We start from the raw sequence: 23,716 nt of genomic DNA, 5'->3' as shown, positions 1-23,716 counted from the left end.
CTACAGCAGTCGCGACAGGAACGCTTTGGTGCGGGCTTCTTGCGGGTTGGCCAACACCTCACGCGGCCTGCCTGCTTCGACGACCACGCCGGCGTCCATGAACACCAATTGATCGGCAACCTCACGCGCGAAACCCATTTCGTGCGTGACGACCACCATCGTCATGCCCGATGCCGCCAGCTCGCGCATGACGCCGAGCACCTCGCCGACCAGCTCCGGGTCCAAAGCCGAGGTCGGCTCGTCGAACAGCATGAGCTTCGGATCCATGGCCAGCGCCCTGGCGATCGCGACGCGCTGCTGCTGACCGCCCGACAGTTGTGCAGGATAGGCATTTGCCTTGTCCGCCATGCCGACTCGCTCGAGCAGCTCGTGTGCGCGAGCCACCGCAACGGATTTGCGCACCTTCTTCACCTGAGTCGGCGCCTCGATGATGTTCTCCAGCGCCGTCCGATGCGGGAACAGATTGAAATGCTGGAACACCATGCCGATATCGCGGCGCTGCTTGGCCGCATCGCGTGGATGCAACTCGTAGAGCTTGTCGCCCTTCTCGCGGTAGCCGACCAGGTCGCCGTCCACATAGAGTCGTCCCGCGTTCACCCGCTCGAGGTGATTGATGCAGCGCAGGAAGGTCGACTTTCCCGAACCCGATGGGCCGATCAGGCACAGCACCTCGCCGCGCGCGACCTCCAGCGAAATCCCCTTGAGCACCTGTAGCGCGCCGAAGCTCTTGCACACCTGGTCCGCGACGATCATCGGCGGCCGGTCGGCCTTTTCGACGGCGGAGTCCTTGTCGACGTCGACGGTCATTTCGCCTTCACAATCTGTTGCGCATCGGCCAACTCCTGCAACTGCTTCGCAGTCAACTGCCGCGAGACACCACGCGAGTAGTAGCGCTCCAGGTAGAACTGGCCGACCATCAGCACGCTGGTGATCGCGAGATACCAGGTGGCAGTGACCAGCAGCAGCGGAATCGGCTGAAAGTTCACACCGTAGATATCACGCGCCCTGCCGAAGAGGTCGGTGGTCAGCGGTAGCGCGGTGACCAGCGACGTGGTCTTGAGCATGCCGATCAGCTCGTTGCCGGTCGGCGGAATGATCACCCGCATCGACTGCGGCAACACCGTCCTGCGCATCGTCTGCGACCAGGACATGCCGAGCGCGGTGGACGCCTCACGCTGCCCCTCGCCGACGGAATTGATTCCGGCACGGACGATTTCGGCCATGTACGCGGCCTCGTTGAGGCCGAGTCCGATCACGGCGAAGGTGAATGCCGCCTGCAGATCCTGCACGTCCAACTGCAGCAGCTGCGGCCCGAACGGGATCCCGAGGGCAATCTGCTTGTACAGGGACGGGAACAGGCCCCAGAAGACCAATTGCACGAAGACCGGTGTGCCACGGAAGATCCAGAGATACACCCATGCCGTCGCCCGCAGCACCGGGTTGGGCGAAAGGCGCATCACGGCGAGCACCGTGCCCAACGAGACGGCAAGAGCCATCGCGAGGATGGTCAGCTCCAGTGTGACCACCGCGCCGGAGACGATCCGGCTGTCGAACAAGTACTTTCCGTAGGTGTCCCACCGGTACGCGGGATTGGTCTTGGCGCCGTACACGAACAGGCCGACCAGAATCAGAATGATCGCCGCGGCGATCCATCGACCCGGACGGCGCAGTGGCACCGCCTTGATCGGATCGGGCTGGGACGAAGCGACCTGCCCACCGGCCCCGGCGTTGTCGCCGGGCGCCGACGGGGTGTTCTGTGCGGTCATCGATCAGCTCTCTGCGCCGTTGATGACCGACTTGGTGATCGCGCCTTCCTGTACGCCCCAGTTCTTGGTGATCTCGAGGTACTTGCCGTTGTCGATCAGGTGCTGCACCGCGGCCTGCAGTGCCTTGCCGAGCGCCGAACCCTTCGGGATCGCCCAGCCGTAGGGTGCGGAGTCGAAGACCGGACCGGCGGCCTCGATCTTGCCGTCGCTCTTCTTGATGCCGTAGGCGGTCACCGGGGAGTCCGCCGACATGGCGTCGACCTGGCCGAGCACCAGAGCTGTCGTGGCCGCACTCTGCTCATCGAAGGACTTCTTCTCGATGGCGGGCTTGCCCTCGGCGACGCACTTCTCACTGCGCTTCGGGATCTCGTCGGTGTCCTGAACCGTAGTGGCCTGGACCGCGACCTTCTTACCGCAGGCGTTGTCCGGGTCGATCGGCTTACCGGTCTGCTGCGCCCACTGGCTGCCGGCCTTGAAGTAGGTGGTGAAGTCGACGCTCTGCTCGCGTTCCTTCGAGTCGGTGATCGAAGACATACCGACGTCGTAGGTACCCGCCTGAATGGAGGGGATGATCTTCTCGAAGGACGACTCGAGGTACTCGGCCTTCACGCCGAGCGTGGCGGCGACCGCGTCCATCAGGTCGACGTCGAAGCCGACGATTTTGCCGCTCGGATCCTTGTACTCGTTGGGCTGATACGGAACGTTCACGCCGACGACGAGCTTGCCGGACTGCTTGATCTTGTCGGGAAGTTGCGCGGCGATCGAGTCGACTTTGTCGACACCGGCCACCTTCGCCACCTCGGGGCTGCTGTCCTCCGAATTACTACAGCTGGATAGCACCAACACGCCGCCAGTGACGACGCACATCGCCTGCAGGGCGCGCCTGCCAAAAACCGATCGAACAGACACAGCAGCCCTCCACATTTCGGATTCACTAAACCCGGGTGTCACCACCCGTTTGGCAATCTAAGCGACCGGGACGCTTCGTGCTTGACAGTAACGAAAGAACGACACGAAGTCGTTGCGAACTCATCACTGCCCAGGGCGCCGGCACGCCGCCGAGACACCCTACCCCCTCACAGCCTGACCAGCAGCTTTGAGGGGCGGCGACCGCCGTGTCCTCTGACACACTCCGGTCGCTGATACCGTCCGGCTTCGCGACACTGTCGGCCACCCGTGCGTCGATGGCCCGACCCGCAACGACTACCGCTCAGCGGCGACCAGAGCCCGGAACCGGCCGGGAACATCCGGCGATGCCGCGTGTCGCGCGGACGGCGGGCGAGACACACCGCGTCTCGACGCATCCTGCAATGCCATGACCACGCGTGGTCTGTTGTGGCCGCGGTCGGTGCCGCGGAACTGTGTCCAACCCTCGAGCACGCTTCGGGCGAGAAGCCGCGACGCCGCACGTGGTTGGGCCGCTCGCTCGACAGACTCCCGTCCGGCGGACGGAGGCCGGTCGGCGGCGGGGTTTCGGTTCGGTGGACAGGGGATTCATTGAGGGCGTTCGGACCAGAATTCGCAGTGGTGCTCGGCGGCGAAGTCGTGGGACATGGTGCTGCCGGTTGCCCGCATGGTCAGTACCGGCCCGTCGGAGCTTTGCCCGGTCGGTTCGGGCCAGGCCGACCATGGGGGTGAGCCGGGCCCGTTCGGGTTGCCGGTGTGGGCGAAGGTGGTCCACCATCGCCGCATTTGTCGGGCGAAGGCATCGGACGGTCCGGTCCATGGGATCGGCAGGCTCATCAGGCTGGTGAACAGGTAGGGCAGTTCACCGGCGTGGAAGGCGCCGGGCAGCAGGGGGTTGGCATCGCCGAATGGGGCTTCGTCGAATTCGTACTGCCACACCGGATGTCCGGTGTCGCGGGCCATGCGGCTGACGAACAGTGCGGGGCAGGCGAACACGCCGTCGGTGATGACTGCGGACTGGGCGGCCGCGGGTGAGGGGTACCGGTCGAGTGGGTATTGGGCGAGTACTCGGTCGGCGTAGGCGCCGAATGATCGGCGGACGTAGCGCTCGTAGCTTGCGGCATCCGGGATGCGGCCGCGGGCATAGTCCGAGTCGACGATGAACAGTGCGCCTTCGTTGCTGTTGTTTCCGACGATGAGGGGTATCTCTCGGTCAGCTGCTCGTGCGAGTGCGGTGTCGAGTGTTCCGGTGACGACGACGCCGTCGATGCTGGGTATCCAGGTCGGTAGTCCGTCGAATTGGGCGATCGGTGATTCCAGGAGTTTCGCGGCGGGTAGTGCGCGCAGGCATGCCAATTGTGTTGCGGGATCACCGCATCCGACGCTTTCGGCGTATTGCTGTGACCGTGTGAAGGAGTCGTCGCGGTTGCGGGGCATCAAGGATGATCGGACGCAGGATCCGCTTTGGATGACGGCTTTGTTGTAGAGGCCGTCGGAAGCGGGTGCGGCGAAGTGTGTGCAGATACTTCCGGCGCCGGCCGATTCACCGAAGATCGTCACGTTGGATGGATCGCCACCGAAGGCGTGGGCGTTGTCGTGCACCCAGCGTAGGGCGGCTTGTTGATCCTGAATGCCGACTGTTCCCGTGGCGCCACCGGACTCGGCAGCCAACTCTGGTAGCGACATGAATCCGAACGGTCCGAGGCGGTAGTTCGGGATGGCCACGATGACGTTGCCTTCGGCGACCATCCGGGTGGGCGCGTCATATTGGCTGTTGGAGCCGTCGGTGTAGCCGCCGCCGTGGAAGAACACCATGACCGGCAAATTTCTGTCGCGGGTGCCGTCGGGCACGTATAGGTCGATACTCAGGCAGTCCTCGCTGGTGGGGCCTGCCGGTAACGGGTCGGGCAGGAGTCCGGTCTGCGGACACTGTGGTCCGTGACCGTGAGCCTGCCGGATGCCGGGCCACGGCGGTGCAGGCCGTGGCGGGCTGAATCGCGCTTCGCCACCGGTGGGTGCGGCGAAAGGGATTCCCAGGTATTTGGTGATTCCGTCGGCGGCGAAGCCGGAGATCTCGCCGCCGGTCACGACTACATCGGGTGGGGTCGCCGCGACGGGCGCCGGAGCACCCGCGAACGCGAGGCCGGTTCCCGCCATCATGCAGATCGCGGATCGCATGATCAAGTGAATCATTGCTGCCCAATCTCTTCGATGTTGTCGCTGCGGTCGGCGGCGATGGAGCTTCCGACGGCGTCGGGACGCCGCGGTAACTGGCGTTGATCGGCTGGATGTAGAGCTGCACTCTGGTGTCGGGATCAGCCGGACTCGAAATACTGCGAAACTGCGGCGCTCAAAGCTTCAGCCGCCTGACCACCGCACACCCACGGGACTCCCCCACTTTTGATCGACTCGTGGGTCGAGTGGTTCAGGCCGAGTGTGCGGTCTGGTTGATTATTTCAAACTCGACCGGGGTGAGTTTGCCGAGTCGTTTCCGACGGCGTTTCGGTGGCACGATCCGGCGCAACGGACCACGGGAGGACAGCACCACCTGGTCGAGCACATCGCACAACGCTGCGGCCCGTGGCCACCCGAGGCGGCAACGCAACGCGACTGCGTACAGTGACCCTTCAACTCATGAACTCGCTGACATTGCGAATCGCCGCGATTCGCGGGTCGGTAACGGAAGATCAATCCGATCCGTGCTGAATACCCGAGCGCAACACGCTGATCACCGGCGGTGGACCCTGGCGCAAACCTGCTCGGTGAATTCACTCGTCGACGCGAGACCGCCCAGGTCAGCGGTCGCAATACCGGCCTCGAAAGTAGCCGCGACCGCACGCTCGATGCGCTCCCCCGCATTGCGCAACATCCGATCGGCGTTGCGAGTCCCCAACCAGTTCAACAACATTGCCGCCGACAGCTGCAGTGCCGCCGGATTCGCGCGATTGCGTCCCGCCAAGGTCGGCGCGGCGCCGTGCACCGCCTGCGCCATCGCACGGGACTGCGAGCAGTTCAGCGAAGACGCCATGCCGAGTGATCCACTCAACTCTCCCGCCAGATCGGAGAGGATGTCGCCGAAAAGGTTCTCGGTGACGAGCACATCGAAATCGCGGGGCGCGCGGACCAGATGGGCTGCGGTCGCGTCGACATGCTCGTCGATGACCTCGACACTCGGATAATCGAGGGCGACCTCATAGCAGACATCACGGAACAGACCCATCGTCATCGGCAGCACATTGGCCTTGTGCACGATGGTCACCCGCTGACGACGCGTCGCGGCCAGCCGGAACGCCTCCTGCGCGATCAGCTCACAAGCGCGGCGGGTGACGACGCCGACGGCCATCGCGACATCGGGTGTCGGCCGGAACTCCCCCGACCCGGCGAACATATTGCGGTCGGCATAGAAGCCCTCGCTGTTTTCCCTGACGATCACCAGGTCGATGAACGGCGCGGCCGCTCGCACACCCGTGAATGCCCGCGCAGGCCGGATATTGGCGTACAGCCCGAACCTCTTGCGAATGGCGCCGCCGGGCGCGACCGCCGCACGATGCACGTCCGGGTAGGACGCATTGTCGTGCGGTCCGAGGATCCACGCGTCGAGTCCCGCCAGACCGGTCAAGGTCGCCTCGGGCAGCGGCTCGCCGAACTCTTCGATCGCGCGGTGACCCATCAGCAACGGAACCCACTCCACCGGATTCGCACCGGCGGCAGCCATGGCCTCGTCGACCACTGCCCGCGTTGCCCGCACGACCTCGGGGCCGATCCCGTCGCCGTCGATCAGGCCGAGGCGGAGTGTCGAACTGTCGCGTTGCGTCGCATCGTTCACCAGGTCATCCTCCCGCCGCCGGTCGGCTGCGACCGAATCGCCCCACGGACACGCCGGAGGGCGCTACTTTCTGGGGACCATGGTGCAGTCGGTCGAATTACTGTTGGACGACGCAGCCGATGCGGAGATCCGACGGCAGTGGCAGTTGCTCGCGGACGCGGGCATTCCCAGTGTCGCGGCGAAGACCGCCGAGACCACGCGCCCGCACATCACCGTAGCGGTCGCCAGGCAGCTGTGGCCGCGCATCGATCACGTCCTCGAGCAGCAGAGTTTCCGGCCCTTCCCGGTACGTCTCGGTGGGTTGCTGGTGTTCGGCGCGCGCCATCCGATCCTGGTCAGGGCGGTCGTTCCGTCCGAGCAACTGCTCGCATTGCAGCGACGGATCTTCAGCATCGTGGCGCAGTGTCCCGGCGTTCCATCGAACCTGCACCCGGACGAGTGGACGCCGCACGTGACGCTGGCACGCCGCGTATCCCATCAACAACTCGGCGAGGCCGTGCACGCTGTCGCAAGAGACCGTGATTTCCCGGCGAGCATCGTGGGTATCCGGCGTTGGGACGGTGACCAACGGCGCGAGTGGCCGGTGGCCCGTGGAAGATAAAGAGAACGCCGGACGTTACAGCTGGCAATGAAACGACATGAGAGGACGTCATGGCCACCCAGACGCTGACCCAGCAGAACTTCGACGAGGTAGTCACCGGAAGCGACGTGGTACTCGTCGACTTCTGGGCAGAGTGGTGCGGCCCGTGCAAAAGCTTCGCGCCGACCTTCGAGGCCTCTTCGACCAAGCACCCCGATGTCGTCCACGGAAAGGTCGACACCGAGGCGGAGCAGGGCCTGGCCGCCGCGGCGAACATCCGCTCCATCCCGACCATCATGGCCTTCCGTGAGGGCGTTTTGGTGTTCGCGCAGCCCGGCGCGCTCCCGCCCGCCGCACTGGAGGATCTCGTCACCCAGGTGAAGGCCCTGGACATGGACGAGGTTCGCAAGCAGCTGGCCGAGCAGTCGGAGCAGACCGCAAAGTAAGGCGCACACACCCCGGGGCGGACCGTTCACCTTCGAGTGGTGAACGGTCCGTTGCGATTTCGGGGCCTGCGAGCCGTCGGGTCTACCCGGTCAACGAGCAATTCGGTTGACGCAGGCGATCATCGCGCGAATCGTCGACTCGGCGCCGTCATCGGCCATGGCCGCACTCCAGCCGCGCCTGCCGTTCACCTCGCATTGCACGAAGGTGGCGGTGCCTGCCTCGGTGCGGCGCTGGTGGAACTGCAAGATCTCGACCGGATAGCCCGCGTCGTAGAGTGCGGAGGTCATCGCCGCCACCGGACTACCGGTGGTGCTGAACGTCCGCAGCTGGTCGGCGAACTCCAGCGTCGCGACGCACTCCGCGCTCCCGTTACCGGCGAGCGACCAGTCGCTGAGCCGAATGTGTCCGGTGTGTTCGCAGTAGCGGTCGTAGAACTGCGCAGGCGTCAGGCCGCCGCATTCGGCCCGCAGGCCCTTGGGTGCGGCGGCGATGAATGCGCGTGTGTCGAGAGTAAGGATCGTCATTGCAATTCAGGTCTTCCCGAAGAGAATCGGCGGAGGGGACCAGCACTAACAATCAACAGCCCGCAGCGAGGGGACCGGTCCGAATCAGACCCCGCTACGGCGGGTTACTACGAGGAGAAGTCGCCGGGCAGCCACCATCGCGGTAAGCGGAATTAGCGCTGCGCTGTCGCGGTCTGCGACATTCAGCACGGCGCTGTGGCGGTCGGCGGGATTCGGCACGCGGTACACGATAGGGGCATCTCGACGCAATCGCAACCTTATTAGCACCCTCGGTGCGCCTACTCGTGAGTATCGTTTGCGCAGCTCACGGGATATGCGGCCGGACGGAGGCCGCAGCGTCGTGGCAGCCGATTTCACGGCGTCCAGGTATCGCGGCGCAATGGTGTGGGCGCGGGTACCTTCGACCGCATGGGCCTGCTCGTTGCCATGACAATTCCCGGACTGGCGATACTGCTGATGATGCTCGCCGCGGCCGAGGTGCTGTGGAGCCGCTTGACCGGCAGTCGCATCCTCCCATGGTTCGCGGACCGCCCGGGCCGCCCGGTCGCGGCCGCCGGTTTCGAAGAAGTCGCCGCCGCTTTCCAGGGCTCCAAGCGCCACGAGTTCGAGCAGCGCCAGACCGTGCTGATGCACAAAGAAGACAAGTCCGATGGCGCACCACCGCGCGACGAGATTGATCTGTCAGCAGGTTCGGCGCGACTGGTGCGCCACCGGGAGTAACACTCGACGCGCTCGAGTCCGACGTCGGAGATTTCCCGGCAGATCTGTGAGCAGAGCGGTCGCCACCGACCCCGGAGACCGTCATGCTGGCGAATAGGTTCCGCCGTTGATGGATTTCGATGGTCGTGTCGCCGGCACCGGCTGGAAGCCGACGGTCTCCCTCGCGTGGCGGCGACACAGTACGAGCTACTTGCCTACGAGCGCTGAAAAGTTGGGCAGCACAAGGGGTTTCCGCTGCCCAGCCCCATAGCCGCCGTCGTGGTCACCACCTCACGCAGCTTTTGCGGCCGAACGCACCGAGGGGCCCGGCTCGGCCACCGCATGTTCAACGGCGGCCTCCGCCCTCAGTGTGCCGCGGCATCCCAGCTGCGACCGGTGCCGACCGAGACATCCAGCGGCACCGACAGTGCGATGGCCGAGGACATCTGGTCACGGGCCAGCGTTTCCAGTGCCTGCCGCTCGCCGTTGGCGACCTCGAACACCAGCTCGTCGTGAATCTGCAGCAGCATCCTCGACCGCAGTCCCGCGGCCGTGATCGCCTTGTTCACGTTGATCATCGCGACCTTGATGATGTCGGCGGCGGTGCCCTGGATAGGAGCGTTCAACGCCATGCGTTCGGCGGCCTCACGGCGCTGACGGTTACTGGAGTCCAGGTCCGGCAAGTAGCGGCGGCGACCGAAGAGGGTCTCGGTGTAGCCGACCTTGCGGGCCTGCTCGACGACCTCGTAGAGATAGTCACGGATGCCGCCGAACCGGTCGAAATAGACATCCATCTGTTCCTTCGCCTCTTGCGTGCTGATCTTCAGCTGCGCGGAGAGACCGTAGGAGCTCAGACCGTAGGCGAGGCCGTAGGACATCGCCTTGATGCGGCGGCGCATCTCGGGATTCACCTCCGACAGCGGGATGTCGAAGGCCTTGGACGCGACGAAGGTGTGCAGATCCTCACCGGAGTTGAAGGCCTCGATCAGGCCCTCGTCGGCGGAAAGGTGCGCCATGATGCGCATCTCGATCTGGCTGTAGTCGGCGGTCATCAGCTCGGCGAAGCCGGAACCGACAACGAAGGTGTCGCGGATCTGGCGGCCGGTGTCGGTGCGGATCGGGATGTTCTGCAGGTTCGGCTCGGTCGAGGAGAGCCTGCCGGTCGCGGCGATGGTCTGGTTGAACGTGGTGTGGATGCGACCGTCGTCGGCGACGGACTTGAGCAGGCCGTCCACCGTGACCTTCAGGCGGGTGGCGTCGCGGTGCTCGAGCAGATGCTGCAAGAACGGGTGCTCGGTCTTCTCGAACAGCGATTCCAGCGCGTCCGCGTCGGTGGTGTAACCGGTCTTGGTGCGCTTGGTCTTGGGCATGTCGAGCTCGTCGAACAGCACCACCTGCAGCTGCTTCGGCGAGCCCAGGTTGATCTGCTTGCCGATCACCTCGTAGGCCGCGTTGGCCGCTTCGTTCACCTTGTCGGCGAACTGGCGCTGCAGCGTCTCCAACTGGTCGACGTCGACGGCGATGCCCGCGTCCTCCAGGGTGGCGAGCACGCCGAGCAGCGGCAGCTCCATATCCTCGAGCAGCGGAACGGATTCGATCTGCTGGAGTTCGGTGTCCAGCGCCGCGGCGAGGTCGACGACGGCCCTGGCGCGCAGCATTTCGGTCTGTGCGACCTCCGCGTCGACGGTGTCCTCGTCGTCGAGCAGCGAGAGCTGCGGCGTCTCGTCGGTTTCGGCACGCAGCTCGCGGCGCAGGTACCGCAGCGACAGGTCGTCGAGGTTGAAGCTGCGCTGGCCGGGGCGCACCAGATAGGCGGCCAGTGCGGTATCGCTGGTCAGCCCGGCCAGGGTCCAGCCGCGGCCGCGCAGCGCGTGCATCGCGGACTTGGCCTCGTGCAGCGCTTTGGGCACGGCGGGGTCGGCCAGCCACACGCCGAGCGCGGCGTCGTCCTCGGGGGTCAGCACCGTGACGTCGATGTAGCCGCTCTCGCCGTCGCCCCCCGCGATCGCGAGCGCGCGCACGTCCCCGTTGCCGGGAGTGCCCGATCCGACCACCGAAACACCGTGCCGGACACCGGCTTTCGCATGCTCGGCGAGCCAGGCCGCGACCGCGCCCACTTCCAGAGCACCACCGCTGATCTCGAAGCCCGCCTCGGCTTCCGGCTCCGGCGGCGCCAGCGTCTCGAACAGCCGGTCGCGCAGCACCCGGAATTCCAGATCGTCGAACAGCTGGTGGATCTTGTTGCGATCCCACGGCTGCTGAGCCAGCTGATCGGGGGTGTAGGGCAGCGGCACATCGCGCACCATCTCGGTGAGCTGCCGGTTGAGTACCACGCTGCTCAGATTGGCCCGCAGCGCATCGCCGACTTTGCCCTTCACCTCGTCGACCTTGTCGACGAGGGTGGCGAGGTCACCGTATTCGCGAATCCACTTGGCGGCGGTCTTCTCCCCCACACCCGGAATGCCGGGCAGGTTGTCGCTCGGGTCGCCGCGCAGGGCCGCGTAATCCGGGTACTGGGCCGGCGTGAGCTGATACTTGGCCATCACCTCATCCGGAGTGAACCTGGTCAGATCGGAGACGCCCTTGCGCGGGTAGAGCACCGTGACGTTGTCGTCGACCAGCTGGATCGAGTCGCGGTCACCGGAGACGATCAGCACACGGAAGCCCTCGGCGACCGCCTGGGTGGTGAGCGTGGCGATCAGGTCGTCGGCCTCGAAACCGTCGATCGCCATCACCGGAATGCCCATCGCGCCGAGCACGTCCTTGGTCAGCTCGACCTGCCCGCGGAACTCGTCGGGCGTGGCACTGCGATTGGCCTTGTACTCCGGGTACGCCTCGGTGCGGAATGTCTTGCGTGACACGTCGAAGGCCGCGGCGATATGGGTCGGCTTCTCGTCGCGGAGCAGGTTGATGAGCATCGCGGTGAAGCCGTACACCGCGTTCGTGGTCTGCCCGGTGACCGTCTTGAAGTTCTCGGCGGGCAGCGCGAAGAACGCGCGATAGGCGATCGAATGCCCATCCAGCAACAGCAGAGTCGGCTGCGGACCGGCCGCATCGGAGCCGGCTGCAGAGACGGAGCTCGAACGCTGATCAATGGTCGCTGGGGTCACGGTGAAGAGTCTAGGGAGGCCCACCGACATCTCACAGCGGCGGCTCCCACCCGCCGTGAGGCATCGAGTGTTACGTCCGATTTCCGCCGGACCGGGCCGCGGCTTGCGCCCAATATTTCCCCGTGACCACAACAATGTCCGCTTTGCAGCGGTTCTTCGCAGCGGAAGCCGCCTACATCACCACGGGCGGCGACTTCGCCGGTATGGCGGCCTGCCTTGCCCCCGATGTCGTGATGTATCAGGCCGCCAACCTGCCCTACGGCGGCGAATGGCACGGCCGGGACGGCATCCAGCGGTTCATGGCCGCGATGAGCGAAACCTGGTCGTCACTGGAGTTCCTCGAGCAGCGGTTCGTGGTGGACGGCGACGCGGTGGTCATCTACAACGTCGGCAGACTGCGAGCGCGCGCCACCGGCCGCGTGCTCGATACCTCGGTGATGCAGCTGATCACCTTCCGCGACGAGCTCATCAGCGAAATCCGGCCCTTCTACTTGGACACTGCGGCCGTCATGACGGCGGTGTCCGACACCGGGACGGCACTGTCCGATGCTGCGGTGGCCGCGACCCGTGACTCGGGCAGCGACGGGCCTGGCCACTGAGCACCCCGCAGAGGGTGGCTGGTCGGCCAGACCCGTCAGCTCATCATCTATCCAACGCCCAGATAGGCCGACTTCACCGCGGGATCGGTGAGCAGGTCGCGACCGGAGCCGGACTTGGTCACCTCACCGGTCTCCAGGATGTAGGCGCGGTCGCTGCGGGCCAGCGCCTGCTGAGCGTTCTGCTCGACGAGCAGCACCGTGGTGCCCTGCTTATTGATCTCCGAGATGATCCGGAAGATCTGCTGAATCACCATGGGCGCCAGCCCCATCGACGGTTCGTCGAGCAGCAGCAGCCGCGGCCGCGCCATCAACGCGCGGCCGATGGCCAGCATCTGCTGCTCGCCGCCGGACAGCGTGCCGCCGACCTGCTTGCGCCGTTCTTCGAGCCGAGGAAACATGCCGAACACCCATTCCAGGGTGCTGTCGTATTCCGATTTCGACTCGAACGGCCTTGCGTAGCAGCCCATGTCGAGGTTTTCCTGCACCGTCATGCCGGGGAAGACGCCGCGGCCTTCCGGTGCCTGGATCAACCCCAGCTTGACGCGCTCGTGCGCCTTCATATGAGTGATGTCGTGGCCCTCGAACAAGATGCGGCCGCGGGTCAGCGGCAGCAGCCCGGATAGAGCGCGCATCGTGGTGGTCTTGCCCGCGCCGTTCGCGCCGAGCAGTGTCACCAGCTCGCCGGGCGCCACCTGCAGCGAAATCCCGTGCAGCGCCTGGATTCTGCCGTAGTTGACGACCATGTCCGTGACTTCGAGCAGCGGGCCCGATGCGTCGCCGGGGCTGTCGGATTGCCTGTGTGATGCCATCGCCGTCCCTACCCGTCCGTCCCGTGTGTGTCGTCCGCTGTCCCCGGCTGGGCGCCCTCCTCGGGCGCACCGGCACCGTCGTCGGGCACACCGAGATAGGCATTGATCACATCGGGATTCTCGCGGATGTCGGCGGGCAGCCCGTCGGCGATCTTGCGCCCGAATTCCAGCACCACGATGCGGTCGGTCACGCCCATCACCAGCCGCATGTCGTGCTCGATCAGCAGGACGGTGAACCCGTCGTCGCGGATCTTGCGGATCAGATCCATCAGCGCGGACTTCTCGCTGGGATTGAATCCGGCGGCGGGCTCGTCGAGGCAGAGCAATTTCGGCTCGGTGGCCAGCGCGCGGGCGATCTCCAGCCGGCGCTGGTCGCCGTAGGACAGATTGCGCGCCTTCTCCACCGCGCGCGGTGCGATGCCGACGAACTCGAGCAACGCCATGCCGCGTTCGATGGCCTCGTGCTCCTCACGGCGATGCCGTGTGGTGCGGAAGATGGCGCCCGGCACCGAGGTTTTGTGCCTGGCGTCGGTGCCGACCACCACGTTCTCCAGCGCGGTCATCTCGGCGAAGAGCCGAATGTTCTGGAAGGTGCGTGCGATACCGAGGCGGGTGATGGCATTGCGCTTGGTCTTCGTCAGCGGCTTGCCATCGAAATAGACCACGCCCGACGACGGCCGGTACACACCGGTGATCGCGTTGAAGCAGGTGGTCTTGCCCGCACCGTTGGGCCCGATCAGGCCGAGGATTTCGCCGCGGCGAATCTCGAAACTCACGTTGTCCAATGCGGTGAGGCCGCCGAACTTCACGGTCAATCCGTCGGTGCGCAGCAGCGCTGCACCCACCGGCGTCTCGATCTCACGGCTCGGCGCGACCGCCTCCGCGACCGCCTCCGCGTCGCCGAGTTCCGGCAGCACGGCCGTCACATCGACAACGCCAGCGCTCGGCGTCGCTTCCGGTTCGGCGGCATAGCCGGCCGACATGTCCTCATTGTCGAATAGCGCGTCACCCGCGCCCGGCCCGGTCATGCCTGTTCCCCGATCACTTCGTTGCCGAACGGTTTGCGCACGGCCCGATATACCTGCCGCCCGTAGGCGAGCAACTTCTGTCGCACCGGGAACAACCCCTGCGGCTTGAAAATCATCAACACGATGAGCGTGACCCCGAAGAACAGGTACTTGAAGTCGCCGAGCGACTGCGCGCCCTGCTCATGGAATTTCAGCACGTTCCCGAGGACGATCAACATCCCGATCACCACGACGATCGCGCCGGCAAGATAACCGAGACGCACCGGCCGCTCCAGATCGCGTGCCCAGCGCTTCCACCCGACGATCATCGCGATGATGCCAACGATGGCCAGTCCGAGCAGCACGTAACCGACAACGGTCTGCCCGACCAGCTGCACCGACAGCAGCCGGTTCGGCAGGTACACGATGATGAACGCGCCGACGATCACGCCGAGCTTGTTGCCCTGACCACCGATGACGACCGCACAGAGGAACAGCATCGAGTTGATGATGTTGAACCCGCTCGGATTCACGAACTGCACCTGGCCCGCGTACAGCGCACCGGACAGGCCGCCGACCGCGGCGCCGATCATGAATGCCCACAGCTTGAACTTGAAGGTGGGCACCCCCATGATCTCGGCGGCGTCCTCGTCCTCACGGATCGCGACCCAGGCCCTGCCGACCCGACTGCGCTCCAGATTGCCGACGACCAGCAGCACGATGATCACCAGAACCATGCCGACCCAGAACCACCAGATGCCGGAGTTGGCCCTTGCGAAGATGTTCGAGGCTTCCGAGTCGCCGACGTTGCCCGCGGAGAACACACCGTTGGGCCGCTCCGCGGATTCACCGACGCGGGGATAGGCGATGCCGGACAGGCCGAGGCTGCCGTTGGTGAGGTCGCCGAGATTGTCGGCGAGCAACCGGACGATCTCGCCGAAGCCGAGCGTCACGATCGCCAGATAGTCGCCGCGCAACCGCAGCGTCGGTGAACCGAGAATCAGACCGGACACCGCGGTGACCGCCGCCGCCAGCGGCAGGCAGGCCAACCAGGCCCAGTCCTCACTCAGCCAACCGCCGTCGGTCTGGTTCCACGGGCTGTTGGGACTCGTCAGCAGACCCACCGTGTACGCGCCGACGGCGTAGAAGCCGACATACCCGAGATCGAGCAGACCAGCCTGTCCGACAACGACATTCAGGCCGATGGCGAGCAGCGCGTACATCGCGAACTGGGCCATCACGCCACCGAAGCTGGTACCGGGAGTATCCAGGAACGGCGGCGGGTACAGCGGCAGCAGTGCCAGCAGAATGATGGCGGGCACGCCGACCCCCCACTGGGCGGGCCGCGACAGCCCGGCCCACCAGGTCCGCAGTGCATCACCGACGCCGTGCTCGGAGGTCTCTTCCGGCCCGCTCTGCCGTGGCGGCGGGCTCTTTACCGTGTCGGTCATGCGCGCGCCTTTCCGAGGCTCTCACCGAGGATGCCGGACGGGCGAATCATGAGCACCAGAACCAGGACAACGAACGCGACCACGTCACGCCATTCGGTACCGAAGAGGATCTGGCCGTAGTTCTCCGCCAGCCCGAGCAGCAACCCGCCGAGCAGCGCGCCCCGCAGATTGCCGATACCGCCGAGCACCGCGGCGCTGAACGCCTTGATGCCCAGGATGAAGCCGCCCGAGTAGATGATCCCGTTCGGAATCTTGAGCGCGTACAGCAGCGCGGCCGCACCGGCGAGCACGCCGCCGATCAGGAAGGTCAACATGATGATTCGCTCCCGCGAAACACCCATGAGCGTCGCGGTGTCGGGATCCTGTGCCACCGCCCGGATGCCGCGACCGAACTTCGTCCGGTTGATCAGCACCTCGGTGGCGATGGCGAGGATGACGGCGGCGACGATGATCACGATCGTCACATTGGTGACATCCGCTCCGCCGAAGCTGAACTGTTTGGTCGGCTCGACCAGCATGATCGGCTTCTGCGCGTTGGTGCCGCCCAGCTTCGGCCACACCTTCGGCACCACGAAGTGCATGATCTCCTGGATCACGAAGGAGGCGCCGATGGCGGTGATCAGAAAGATCAGCGGTTTGGCTCCGCGCTTGCGCAGCGGCCGATAGGCCACCCGCTCCAATCCGACTGCCGCGGCGCCGGATACGGCCATACCGAAGATCATCGCCAGTGCGAGATAGGTGACGGTGAGAACGATGCCTTGGGAGTAGACATCACCGCTCGGTGAAAACCCGAGCAGCATAAGCCCGACATACTGGCCGAACAGGCCGAGCATGAAGATTTCGGAATGGGCGAAATTGATCAGCCGCAGTACGCCGTAGACCAGGGTGTAGCCGACAGCGACGAGTGCGTATATCGCACCGTAGGACAATCCGTCGACGGTCAGTCGCCAGAAATCGTCGATCACTCCTTGATAGTTGAAGTCGATCGAGCCGCCGGCTAGTTGTACAGCACCGGCCAATACTGTTGAAGTCATTCGTAATTCGCCCTCATTCATTCGCGCTCACGAAACAGCAGCACGTACAGGGATTCGCGCGAACCCCCATACGTGCTGCGCGTTTCGTGGGTGCGGGTTACTTGACTGTGTAGATCCAGATCAGTGCATTGGACAGTTCCCCGTTGGGGTTCCACTTGTACTGACGCGCCAGACCGGGACCGTCATAGGACCGCACGTACTCGAGCAGTTCGGGACGGGTCACCTTGCCGCTGTCGATGCCCTTGCTCAGGATCGTGGCCAGGTCGTAGGCCTCGACCGAGTAGACGCCGGGAGCTTGACCGTTGAGCGCCTCGTAATCCTTCGCGAACTTCTCCGGGGCCGGACCACACGGGCAGGTCAGCGTCGCACCGTTGGCCGAGCTACCCGCCTGCGAAAGGAACTGCGGATCGTTGACGCCGTCCGGGCCGACGAAGACGGCCTTGACGCCACCGGACTTCAACTGCTGCGCCAGCGGTGCGCCCTCGGCGTAGTAACCCGAGTAGAAGACCGCGTCCGCGTTCGCGCTCGCGATCTTGGTGACGGTGGCGGAGAAGTCCTTGTCACCGGTCTTGATGCTGGCCGCGCAGCTCGGATCCGCTGCGGCGCCGAGCCCCTCGGTGATGCTCTTGGCCAGGCCGGTGCCGTAGTCGCTGTTGTCCTGGACGACGCAGACCTTCTTGTAGCCTGCGCTGCCGACGAGGTACTTGGCGACCGACGGACCCTGAATGTCGTCGTTGGCCAAGCCGCGGAAGAACGTATTCCAGCCGTTCTGCGTGAGTGTGGCATTGGTGGCCGAGGAGGTGACCGAGACCAGGCCCGCATCACTGAGGATCTTGCCGGTCGCCTTGGTCTCACCGGAGAACGCGGGACCGACGAGGCCGATGATCGACTTGTCGTTGACGATCTGCGGGATGACCTGGGTGGCCTTCTGTGGGTCGCCCTCGGTGTCGAACTGCTTGAGCTCGATCTTGCAGCCCGCGTTCGCCTTGTTGTGCTGATCGAGCGCCAGCTTCACGCCCGACACGATGTTGATGCCGAGAGCCGCGTTGGGGCCGGTCAATGCGCCTGCGAAAGCAATCGTGGTACCGGCCGGACAGGTCGCCTTGCCGTCGCCCGCCGGATCGGCGGCCTTGGCCGGATCGGTCTTCGGGACCTGCTTGCCGTCGATGTCCACCTGTGCCACCGGCTGGATGGACAGGCTTCCCGCACCATTTGTGCCGGATGAACCCGATTCGTTGGTCGATTTGTCACTGCAGCCCGTCAGCACGAGTGCAGCCGCGGCACCGGCTACCAATACTCCTCGTGTCGAACGACTGCGCCATATCGAACTAAGCACGTCCCTCACCTCTACGTCCTGTACTCCCTCGGCTCGCCGAGGAGGCCGACCACGTCGGCCCGGTCAGAACATAGCGTTGCCACGTTAGTTCCGCATCACATTCGCGTCATGCGAACGACATTGTTTCGAATTCTTCTTCGCGAATGCGTTTCAACGAAGTAAATTTTCCGGCCGTGACCGGCCAAGGCCCTCAGAGGGTCACTTCGGGGCCAGGTTCTCCAGCACCACCTCGGCTACCGCTTTCATGGTAGTCCGGCGGTCCATCGCGGTGCGCTGAATCCACTTGAATGCCTGCGGCTCCGACAGCCCCTGCGTCTGCATGAGCACACCCTTGGCCCGCTCCACCAGTTTGCGCGTCTCCAGCCGATCGGAGAGATTGGCGACCTCGCTCTCCAGCGCGGTGATCTCATGGAAGCGACTCGCCGCCAATTCGATGGCGGGCACCAGATCGGATTTCGTGAACGGTTTCACCAGATACGCCATCGCGCCCGCGTCGCGCGCCCGCTCGACCAGATCGCGCTGACTGAATGCAGTCAGAATCACCACCGGCGCAACGCGTTTCGACGCAATTTCGGCCGCGGCGTCGATGCCGTCGCGGCGCGGCATCTTCACATCCATGATGACCAGGTCCGGCCGATGCTCCACCGCGAGATCGACAGCCTGCTGACCGTCACCCGCTTCGCCGACAACCTGGTAGCCCTCTTCGGTCAGCATCTCCACCAGATCCATACGGATGAGCGCCTCGTCCTCCGCGACGACGACCCGCTTCGCCCCGGCGTCCCGCTTCGTGGCGGCGCCCCCTGCTGTACTGCTCATAGGTAGACCCCTCTGGTTCCGATGCCTGTCCCGACACGCCGAAGGGTGGCCGTGGCCCATGTGCCGGTCCATCGGCCCACCGTTGCGCTGTCGAGTGATGTAAAGAGTACCTTTCACTTCGGCATAGAACCCATATACCCTGCGCAAACCGCCCGTCCGCGCCGCAGAGGGGAACCCATTCGCGTTCGACGCCACCCACCCGCTATGCTTTGCAACCGGTGCGCCGATTTGGCGGAACTGGCAGACGCGACGGTCTCAAAAACCGTTGTCCGAAAGGACGTGTGGGTTCGAGTCCCACAATCGGCACCAACGCAGCAGGCGGTGTGCTCCTCACGAGCACAGGCCGTTTGTCTTGCCCACACCCCGGCTCGCACGGTCGAACCGGATTCCGACTCACCGCGTATTTCCCGCGTAGGGTGAGCAGCACACACCTCGGTTTCGGAGGTCCCCCGCATGCGAGTGAACAGAACGACAGTCGATCTGTCCGAGTATCCGGACCTGGTAGTCGTCTACCTCGGGATGCGGGTGCGCCGACCGCGCGGGATCCTGCGTCTGCTCGGGCTCGGGCCGAAACTCTATAAGTCACACAAGGATCAGCCCGAGGGGCTACTACTGCACGAGGACGTGGTCTGGGCGCTGTTTCCGCCGCACTGGGGGGCGCGGCAGTACTGGCGCGATCTCGACAGTCTGGAGCGGTGGACTCGCTCGGCGCCGCACCGCGATTGGTGGCAGAAGTTCCTGCGCGACTCCGGCGGCACCGGGTTCTGGCATGAGGCCTATTTCCTGCGCGGCGGGATCGATGCCATGTACGACGATATGGAGACCGCCACCGGGCTCGCGCGCTTCGCGCCCGTCGTCGCCTCGCGCGGCCGGAGGTTCTCCACCCGCGGCCGCGTGCACGACGAGGCGGCGAAGGTGGCGCCGGTGATCGACGAATCCGATTACTACGGAACCGAATCCGGCTGAGGCCGCACCTTGCCGACGGCGGCGGCTTCCCAGCGCTGACGATATCGGTCGCCGACATCATGATTGAATTCATTCATATCGGGTAACAACGCGAATACGCCCAGACCTCGATGACGGGCCGGCCACCGGTCGGCGACGCCCGTCGAGCGTCTCTCCGAACACGAGGGCGTACTTCGTGTACGCCGCGCAACGCACAGATGAATATGTGCTCGTGGCGGTGTGATTCGCGGCCTGGCCGCTTCTGAATCGTTATCTGCCGTCCTACCGTATCCCCATGCACGTCCTGTTCGTCTGCAACGGCAATGTCTGTCGTTCGGTGATCGCCGAGCGGCTTACCCGCGCCCTCGCTGTCGAACACCGCCTCGCCGGCCTCACCGCGGAGAGCGCGGGAACCCGTGCGCTGGTCGGCTTCCCCGTGGAACCACTCGCGGCTCAGACCATCTCGGGCCTGGGCGCCGACCCCGACAACTTTCGCGCGCGCCGCCTGGAGCCGGGCATGATCGACCGCGCCGACCTGGTGCTCACGATGACCGAGCAGATCCGCGACCAGGCCACGTCGATGGGTTTCGGCGCGGCGCCGCGCACCTTCACCCTGCTGGAGGCGCACCGGATCGCCAAAGTGACCGGCGCGCGCAGCATTGCCGATCTGCATCGCGCCCGCCACGACCTCGCACTGGTCGGCCGCGAGAACATCGCCGACCCGGTCGGCCTGTCCGAGGCCGCATTCTGTGAGGTCGGCGATCGGATCGCCGAGGCGCTGGTGCCGCTGCTGCTCACGCTGGCCCCCCACGAGCAGCGCAAGCGAGTCGACGACGAACGTCCCGGTCTCGTGGTGGCGCCGGGAGCCGCGCCCGCACCGCTCGCGGCATTCCTGGCGGCGCACCGGATCCCGTGACACCGGGTGCGGTGCGCCGGACGCATCCGCGCGAATTCGGCCCTTGCTGTGTTCATCATGTGCATCGAGGGTTTAAACTCCCCGCGAACAACATTCCGCCGTTGCTGGTTCGACACACGACAGGAATCAGACATGCCGAAACGAATTTCGGATGTTTCGCTCCATGTTTATGTGACACCGGAAACCCTGGAGCGCGTCGTCGACTCGGTGCGCGCCGTGGTGGACGACCACCTCCAGGATCGCGAGGTGTTCGCGTGGCGCTTCACGCTGCCTGTCGACTCCGACGCACCGGACCACATGATGCTCGAAACCCAGTGGCGGGTAGACCATCCCGGCCAGGAGCCGGATGGCCGCCGCACCTATGAGATCGCGCTGAGCCTGGTGGGGGCCGCGCGCGATCTCACGGCACCGAGCCTGGCCGCCCTGGAGCGCAGGCTGATGCTGGAAACCTCTTGCGGCCCCACGCAATTAGCCGTCCCTCGAACCATCCGGGTACAGCGCCGCGACAGCTTCGACTTCGAGACCGAGCGCGAGCCGCTCTAGCTCAGGCCCGCGACGGGAAGTGGCGGATCAGGCCTTCCTGCACCACGGTGGCGAGCAATTCGCCGGTGCGCGAGAAGAACTTGCCCGTCGCCAGCCCACGGGAGCCCGCGGCGACCGGGGATTCCGTGGCGTACAGCGCCCACTCGTCGAAGCGAAACGGGCGGTGGAACCAGATCGAATGATTGACCGTCGCCGCGATGATCCGGTCGAGGCCCCAGGAAAGACCGTGTGTGGTGATGATCGAGTCGAGCACCGTGGTGTCCGACGAATAACCAAGCGTCGCAACATGAATCAGCGGATCGTCGGGCAGCCTGCCGTCGGCGCGCATCCACACCCGGTTGTGATTGAGCCGCTCGCCGGTGCCCTTCATGATCCAGGCCGGGTCGTTGGTGTAGCGCATATCGATCGGATGCGGGGCCTTGATGAACATCTCCAGCTTGTCTTCCAAGCCTTCGAAGCTCTCCTCCACCCGCGGCAGCGTTTCCGGATCCGGAACGACCGGCTGGGTGGCGGAGTGCTCGAGTCCCTTGCCCCAATCCTGGAACGCGGCAAGCATGACGAACAGCTCCTGGCCGTCCTGGCTTGCGGTCACCGTGCGGTTGGCGAACGAGCGCCCGTCGCGGTGGCGGTCGACCCGGTATTCGATCGGCTTCTTCACATCGCCACCGCGCACGAAGTGCGCGTTCACCGCGTGTACCGGACGGTCACCGACCGTCCGCCCCGCCGCCATGATCGCTTGCGATACGAGCTGCCCGCCGAACGTGCGGCTCCACACCTTCTCCGGATGCTGGCCGACGAAGACATCCTCGTCGACCTGCTCCAGATCGAGCAGTCCGAGCAACACCCGCAGATCGGAACCCTCCGTCGACGTCGAACCGACGCCGACGGCACCACTCAGGGAAGCGGTCACTCTAATGGTCCTCCTCACCGATACGGTGCACATGGATCAGGTTGGTCGACCCGACGGTACCGGGCGGGGAGCCCGCAACGATTACCACCAGATCACCTTTCTGATATCGCTCCATCGACAGCAGTGCTACATCGACCTGATGGATCATCGCATCGGTGCTGTCCACTGTCGGCACAATGAAGGTTTCGGTGCCCCAGGTCAGCGACAGCTGGCTGCGCACCTCCGGCAGCGGAGTGAACGCCAGCAACGGCAGCGGGGTGTGCAGCCTGGCGAGCCTGCGCACCGTGTCACCGGACTGGGTGAACGCCACCAGCGCCTTGGCGTTGAGCCGCTCACCGATGTCGCGGGCCGCGTAGGAGATGACACCGCGCTTGGTGCGCGGCACGTGGGTCAGCGGTGGCACCCGCGTCGATTCGGTCTCCACTGCGTGCACGATGCGCGCCATGGTGCGCACCGTCTCGATCGGGTACGCACCGACCGAGGTTTCGCCCGACAGCATCACCGCGTCGGCGCCGTCGAGCACCGCGTTCGCGACGTCGGAGGCCTCGGCCCGAGTCGGGCGCGAGTTCTCGATCATCGACTCCAGCATCTGGGTCGCGACGATGACGGGCTTGGCGTTCTCCCGTGCCATCTGGATGGCGCGCTTCTGCACGATCGGCACCTGCTCGAGCGGCAGCTCGACGCCGAGGTCACCGCGAGCGACCATGACCGCGTCGAAGGCGAGCACGATGGCCTCGAGGTTGTCGATCGCCTCCGGCTTCTCCAGCTTGCCGATCACCGGCACGCGGCGACCGACCCGGTCCATCACGTCGTGTACGAGTTCCACATCCGAGGGCGAACGCACGAACGACAGCGCGATGAAGTCCACGCCGAGCTTCAGTGCGAACTCGAGGTCCTCGATGTCCTTTTCCGACAGCGCGGGCACGGAGACATCCATACCCGGCAGCGAAACACCCTTGTTGTTGCTGACCGGTCCGCCCTCGGTCACCCGGCAGACGACATCGTTGCCCTCGACGCCGGTGACCGTCAGCCCGATCTTGCCGTCGTCCACCAGCAACCGGTCTCCCGGCTTGGCGTCCTTGGCCAGTTCCCGGTAGGTGGTCGAGACACGGTCGTGGGTGCCGACGATGTCGTCGACGGTGATGCGGACCTCTTCACCCGTCGCCCACACCGTGCGGTCCTCGATGAACCGGCCGAGCCGGATCTTCGGACCCTGCAGGTCGGCGAGAATACCGACCGCACGACCGAGGTGGTCGGAAGCGGCCCGCACCTTCTTATAGTTCTCGGCGTGGTCGGCGTGTTCGCCGTGGCTGAAATTCAGCCGCGCCACGTCCATGCCGCTTTCGACGAGTTCTCGAATACGGTCCTCGGTGGCAGTGGCCGGGCCGAGAGTGCACACAATCTTCGTCCGTCGCATCACGAGTAGAGCCTAGTCCCGCCGGGTGTAGTGGTCTTGTCGTGGCCTCGGTGAAACCTTGGTGAAAAATTTGCA

22 protein-coding genes and 1 tRNA gene are annotated in these 23,716 nt (G+C 65.2%); 8 read left to right on the top strand and 15 right to left on the bottom strand.

Annotated elements, in window-relative coordinates:
- From OHQ90_RS17000 to OHQ90_RS16980, 5 genes are all read right to left on the bottom strand, one after another.
- The gene (locus OHQ90_RS17000) at positions 1-807 is read right to left on the bottom strand and encodes an amino acid ABC transporter ATP-binding protein (RefSeq protein WP_328411640.1); all 807 of its coding nucleotides are present in this window, start codon (positions 805-807) and stop codon (positions 1-3) included.
- Complete coding sequence (locus tag OHQ90_RS16995; protein ID WP_328411638.1) at positions 804-1,766, bottom strand: amino acid ABC transporter permease; 963 nt, start codon at positions 1,764-1,766, stop codon at positions 804-806. The genes OHQ90_RS17000 and OHQ90_RS16995 overlap by 4 nt, the downstream gene beginning before the upstream one ends.
- Positions 1,767-1,769: 3 nt before the next feature.
- A complete protein-coding gene (locus tag OHQ90_RS16990; RefSeq protein ID WP_328411636.1) occupies positions 1,770-2,633 on the bottom strand; it encodes an ABC transporter substrate-binding protein in 864 nt (287 codons plus the stop codon).
- 627 nt (positions 2,634-3,260) lie between these two features.
- Positions 3,261-4,850: a carboxylesterase/lipase family protein gene (locus OHQ90_RS16985; protein ID WP_328411634.1), complete on the bottom strand. Its 1,590-nt coding sequence runs from the start codon at positions 4,848-4,850 to the stop codon at positions 3,261-3,263.
- A 550-nt stretch (positions 4,851-5,400) separates the two neighbouring features.
- Entirely contained in the window at positions 5,401-6,498 is a 1,098-nt protein-coding gene (locus OHQ90_RS16980; protein ID WP_328411632.1) for an isocitrate/isopropylmalate dehydrogenase family protein, read from the bottom strand.
- Between the two features lie 79 nt (positions 6,499-6,577).
- On the opposite strand from OHQ90_RS16980, the gene OHQ90_RS16975 reads away from it, so the two are divergent.
- A complete protein-coding gene (locus OHQ90_RS16975) occupies positions 6,578-7,099 on the top strand; it encodes a 2'-5' RNA ligase family protein (RefSeq protein WP_328411630.1) in 522 nt (173 codons plus the stop codon).
- Between the two features lie 50 nt (positions 7,100-7,149).
- Complete coding sequence (gene trxA / locus OHQ90_RS16970; protein ID WP_328411628.1) at positions 7,150-7,524, top strand: thioredoxin; 375 nt, start codon at positions 7,150-7,152, stop codon at positions 7,522-7,524.
- A 90-nt stretch (positions 7,525-7,614) separates the two neighbouring features.
- On the opposite strand, the gene OHQ90_RS16965 is transcribed toward trxA, so the two are convergent.
- Entirely contained in the window at positions 7,615-8,049 is a 435-nt protein-coding gene (locus tag OHQ90_RS16965; protein WP_328411626.1) for an alpha-isopropylmalate synthase regulatory domain-containing protein, read from the bottom strand.
- A gap of 408 nt (positions 8,050-8,457) precedes the next feature.
- Between OHQ90_RS16965 and OHQ90_RS16960 the strand changes: the two genes are divergently transcribed.
- A complete protein-coding gene (locus OHQ90_RS16960; protein ID WP_328411624.1) occupies positions 8,458-8,769 on the top strand; it encodes a DUF6191 domain-containing protein in 312 nt (103 codons plus the stop codon).
- A 344-nt stretch (positions 8,770-9,113) separates the two neighbouring features.
- Here OHQ90_RS16960 and polA read toward each other — a convergent pair whose 3' ends face one another.
- Entirely contained in the window at positions 9,114-11,888 is a 2,775-nt protein-coding gene (polA, locus tag OHQ90_RS16955) for a DNA polymerase I (protein WP_328411622.1), read from the bottom strand.
- Positions 11,889-11,980: 92 nt separating this feature from the next.
- Here polA and OHQ90_RS16950 point away from each other — a divergent pair, with 92 nt between their 5' ends.
- Positions 11,981-12,457, top strand: a complete 477-nt coding sequence (locus tag OHQ90_RS16950) for a nuclear transport factor 2 family protein (RefSeq protein ID WP_328411620.1) — start codon at positions 11,981-11,983, stop codon at positions 12,455-12,457.
- A 47-nt stretch (positions 12,458-12,504) separates the two neighbouring features.
- On the opposite strand, the gene OHQ90_RS16945 is transcribed toward OHQ90_RS16950, so the two are convergent.
- The 6 genes from OHQ90_RS16945 to OHQ90_RS16920 form a co-directional block, all read right to left on the bottom strand.
- The gene (locus OHQ90_RS16945) at positions 12,505-13,266 is read right to left on the bottom strand and encodes an ABC transporter ATP-binding protein (protein ID WP_328411618.1); all 762 of its coding nucleotides are present in this window, start codon (positions 13,264-13,266) and stop codon (positions 12,505-12,507) included.
- 8 nt (positions 13,267-13,274) lie between these two features.
- Positions 13,275-14,294 carry an ABC transporter ATP-binding protein gene (locus OHQ90_RS16940; RefSeq protein WP_328411616.1) on the bottom strand — a complete coding sequence of 340 codons (1,020 nt, stop codon included), beginning with the start codon at positions 14,292-14,294 and terminating at the stop codon, positions 13,275-13,277.
- The gene (locus OHQ90_RS16935) at positions 14,291-15,724 is read right to left on the bottom strand and encodes a branched-chain amino acid ABC transporter permease (RefSeq protein WP_328411614.1); all 1,434 of its coding nucleotides are present in this window, start codon (positions 15,722-15,724) and stop codon (positions 14,291-14,293) included. The genes OHQ90_RS16940 and OHQ90_RS16935 overlap by 4 nt, the downstream gene beginning before the upstream one ends.
- Positions 15,721-16,758 (bottom strand): branched-chain amino acid ABC transporter permease, encoded by a 1,038-nt coding sequence (locus tag OHQ90_RS16930; protein ID WP_328411612.1) that lies wholly within the window; start codon positions 16,756-16,758, stop codon positions 15,721-15,723. The genes OHQ90_RS16935 and OHQ90_RS16930 overlap by 4 nt, the downstream gene beginning before the upstream one ends.
- 97 nt (positions 16,759-16,855) lie before the next feature.
- Positions 16,856-18,052, bottom strand: a complete 1,197-nt coding sequence (locus tag OHQ90_RS16925; RefSeq protein WP_328412901.1) for a branched-chain amino acid ABC transporter substrate-binding protein — start codon at positions 18,050-18,052, stop codon at positions 16,856-16,858.
- A 240-nt stretch (positions 18,053-18,292) separates the two neighbouring features.
- Positions 18,293-18,910 carry an ANTAR domain-containing response regulator gene (locus tag OHQ90_RS16920; protein ID WP_328411611.1) on the bottom strand — a complete coding sequence of 206 codons (618 nt, stop codon included), beginning with the start codon at positions 18,908-18,910 and terminating at the stop codon, positions 18,293-18,295.
- Positions 18,911-19,132: 222 nt separating this feature from the next.
- Between OHQ90_RS16920 and OHQ90_RS16915 the strand changes: the two genes are divergently transcribed.
- The 4 genes from OHQ90_RS16915 (at position 19,133) to OHQ90_RS16900 (ending at position 21,314) form a co-directional block, all read left to right on the top strand.
- A tRNA-Leu gene (locus OHQ90_RS16915) sits at positions 19,133-19,219 on the top strand.
- Positions 19,220-19,363: 144 nt separating this feature from the next.
- A complete protein-coding gene (locus tag OHQ90_RS16910; protein ID WP_328411610.1) occupies positions 19,364-19,876 on the top strand; it encodes a phenylacetaldoxime dehydratase family protein in 513 nt (170 codons plus the stop codon).
- A 274-nt stretch (positions 19,877-20,150) separates the two neighbouring features.
- Positions 20,151-20,771, top strand: coding sequence for an arsenate reductase/protein-tyrosine-phosphatase family protein (locus tag OHQ90_RS16905; protein ID WP_328411608.1), 621 nt, complete (start codon positions 20,151-20,153; stop codon positions 20,769-20,771).
- Positions 20,772-20,903: 132 nt separating this feature from the next.
- Complete coding sequence (locus OHQ90_RS16900; RefSeq protein WP_328411606.1) at positions 20,904-21,314, top strand: hypothetical protein; 411 nt, start codon at positions 20,904-20,906, stop codon at positions 21,312-21,314.
- A gap of 1 nt (position 21,315) precedes the next feature.
- Here OHQ90_RS16900 and OHQ90_RS16895 read toward each other — a convergent pair whose 3' ends face one another.
- On the bottom strand, positions 21,316-22,224 hold the full coding sequence (locus tag OHQ90_RS16895; RefSeq protein ID WP_328411604.1) for an acyl-CoA thioesterase: 909 nt from the start codon (positions 22,222-22,224) through the stop codon (positions 21,316-21,318).
- A gap of 1 nt (position 22,225) precedes the next feature.
- Positions 22,226-23,644, bottom strand: coding sequence for a pyruvate kinase (gene pyk / locus OHQ90_RS16890; protein WP_328411602.1), 1,419 nt, complete (start codon positions 23,642-23,644; stop codon positions 22,226-22,228).
- Between the last annotated feature and the right edge of the window lie 72 nt (positions 23,645-23,716).

Origin of the sequence: Nocardia sp. NBC_00403 (assembly GCF_036046055.1) — a bacterium.
Classification (GTDB): Bacteria; Actinomycetota; Actinomycetes; order Mycobacteriales; family Mycobacteriaceae; genus Nocardia.
This window is presented reverse-complemented; position numbering and strand designations above follow the sequence as displayed.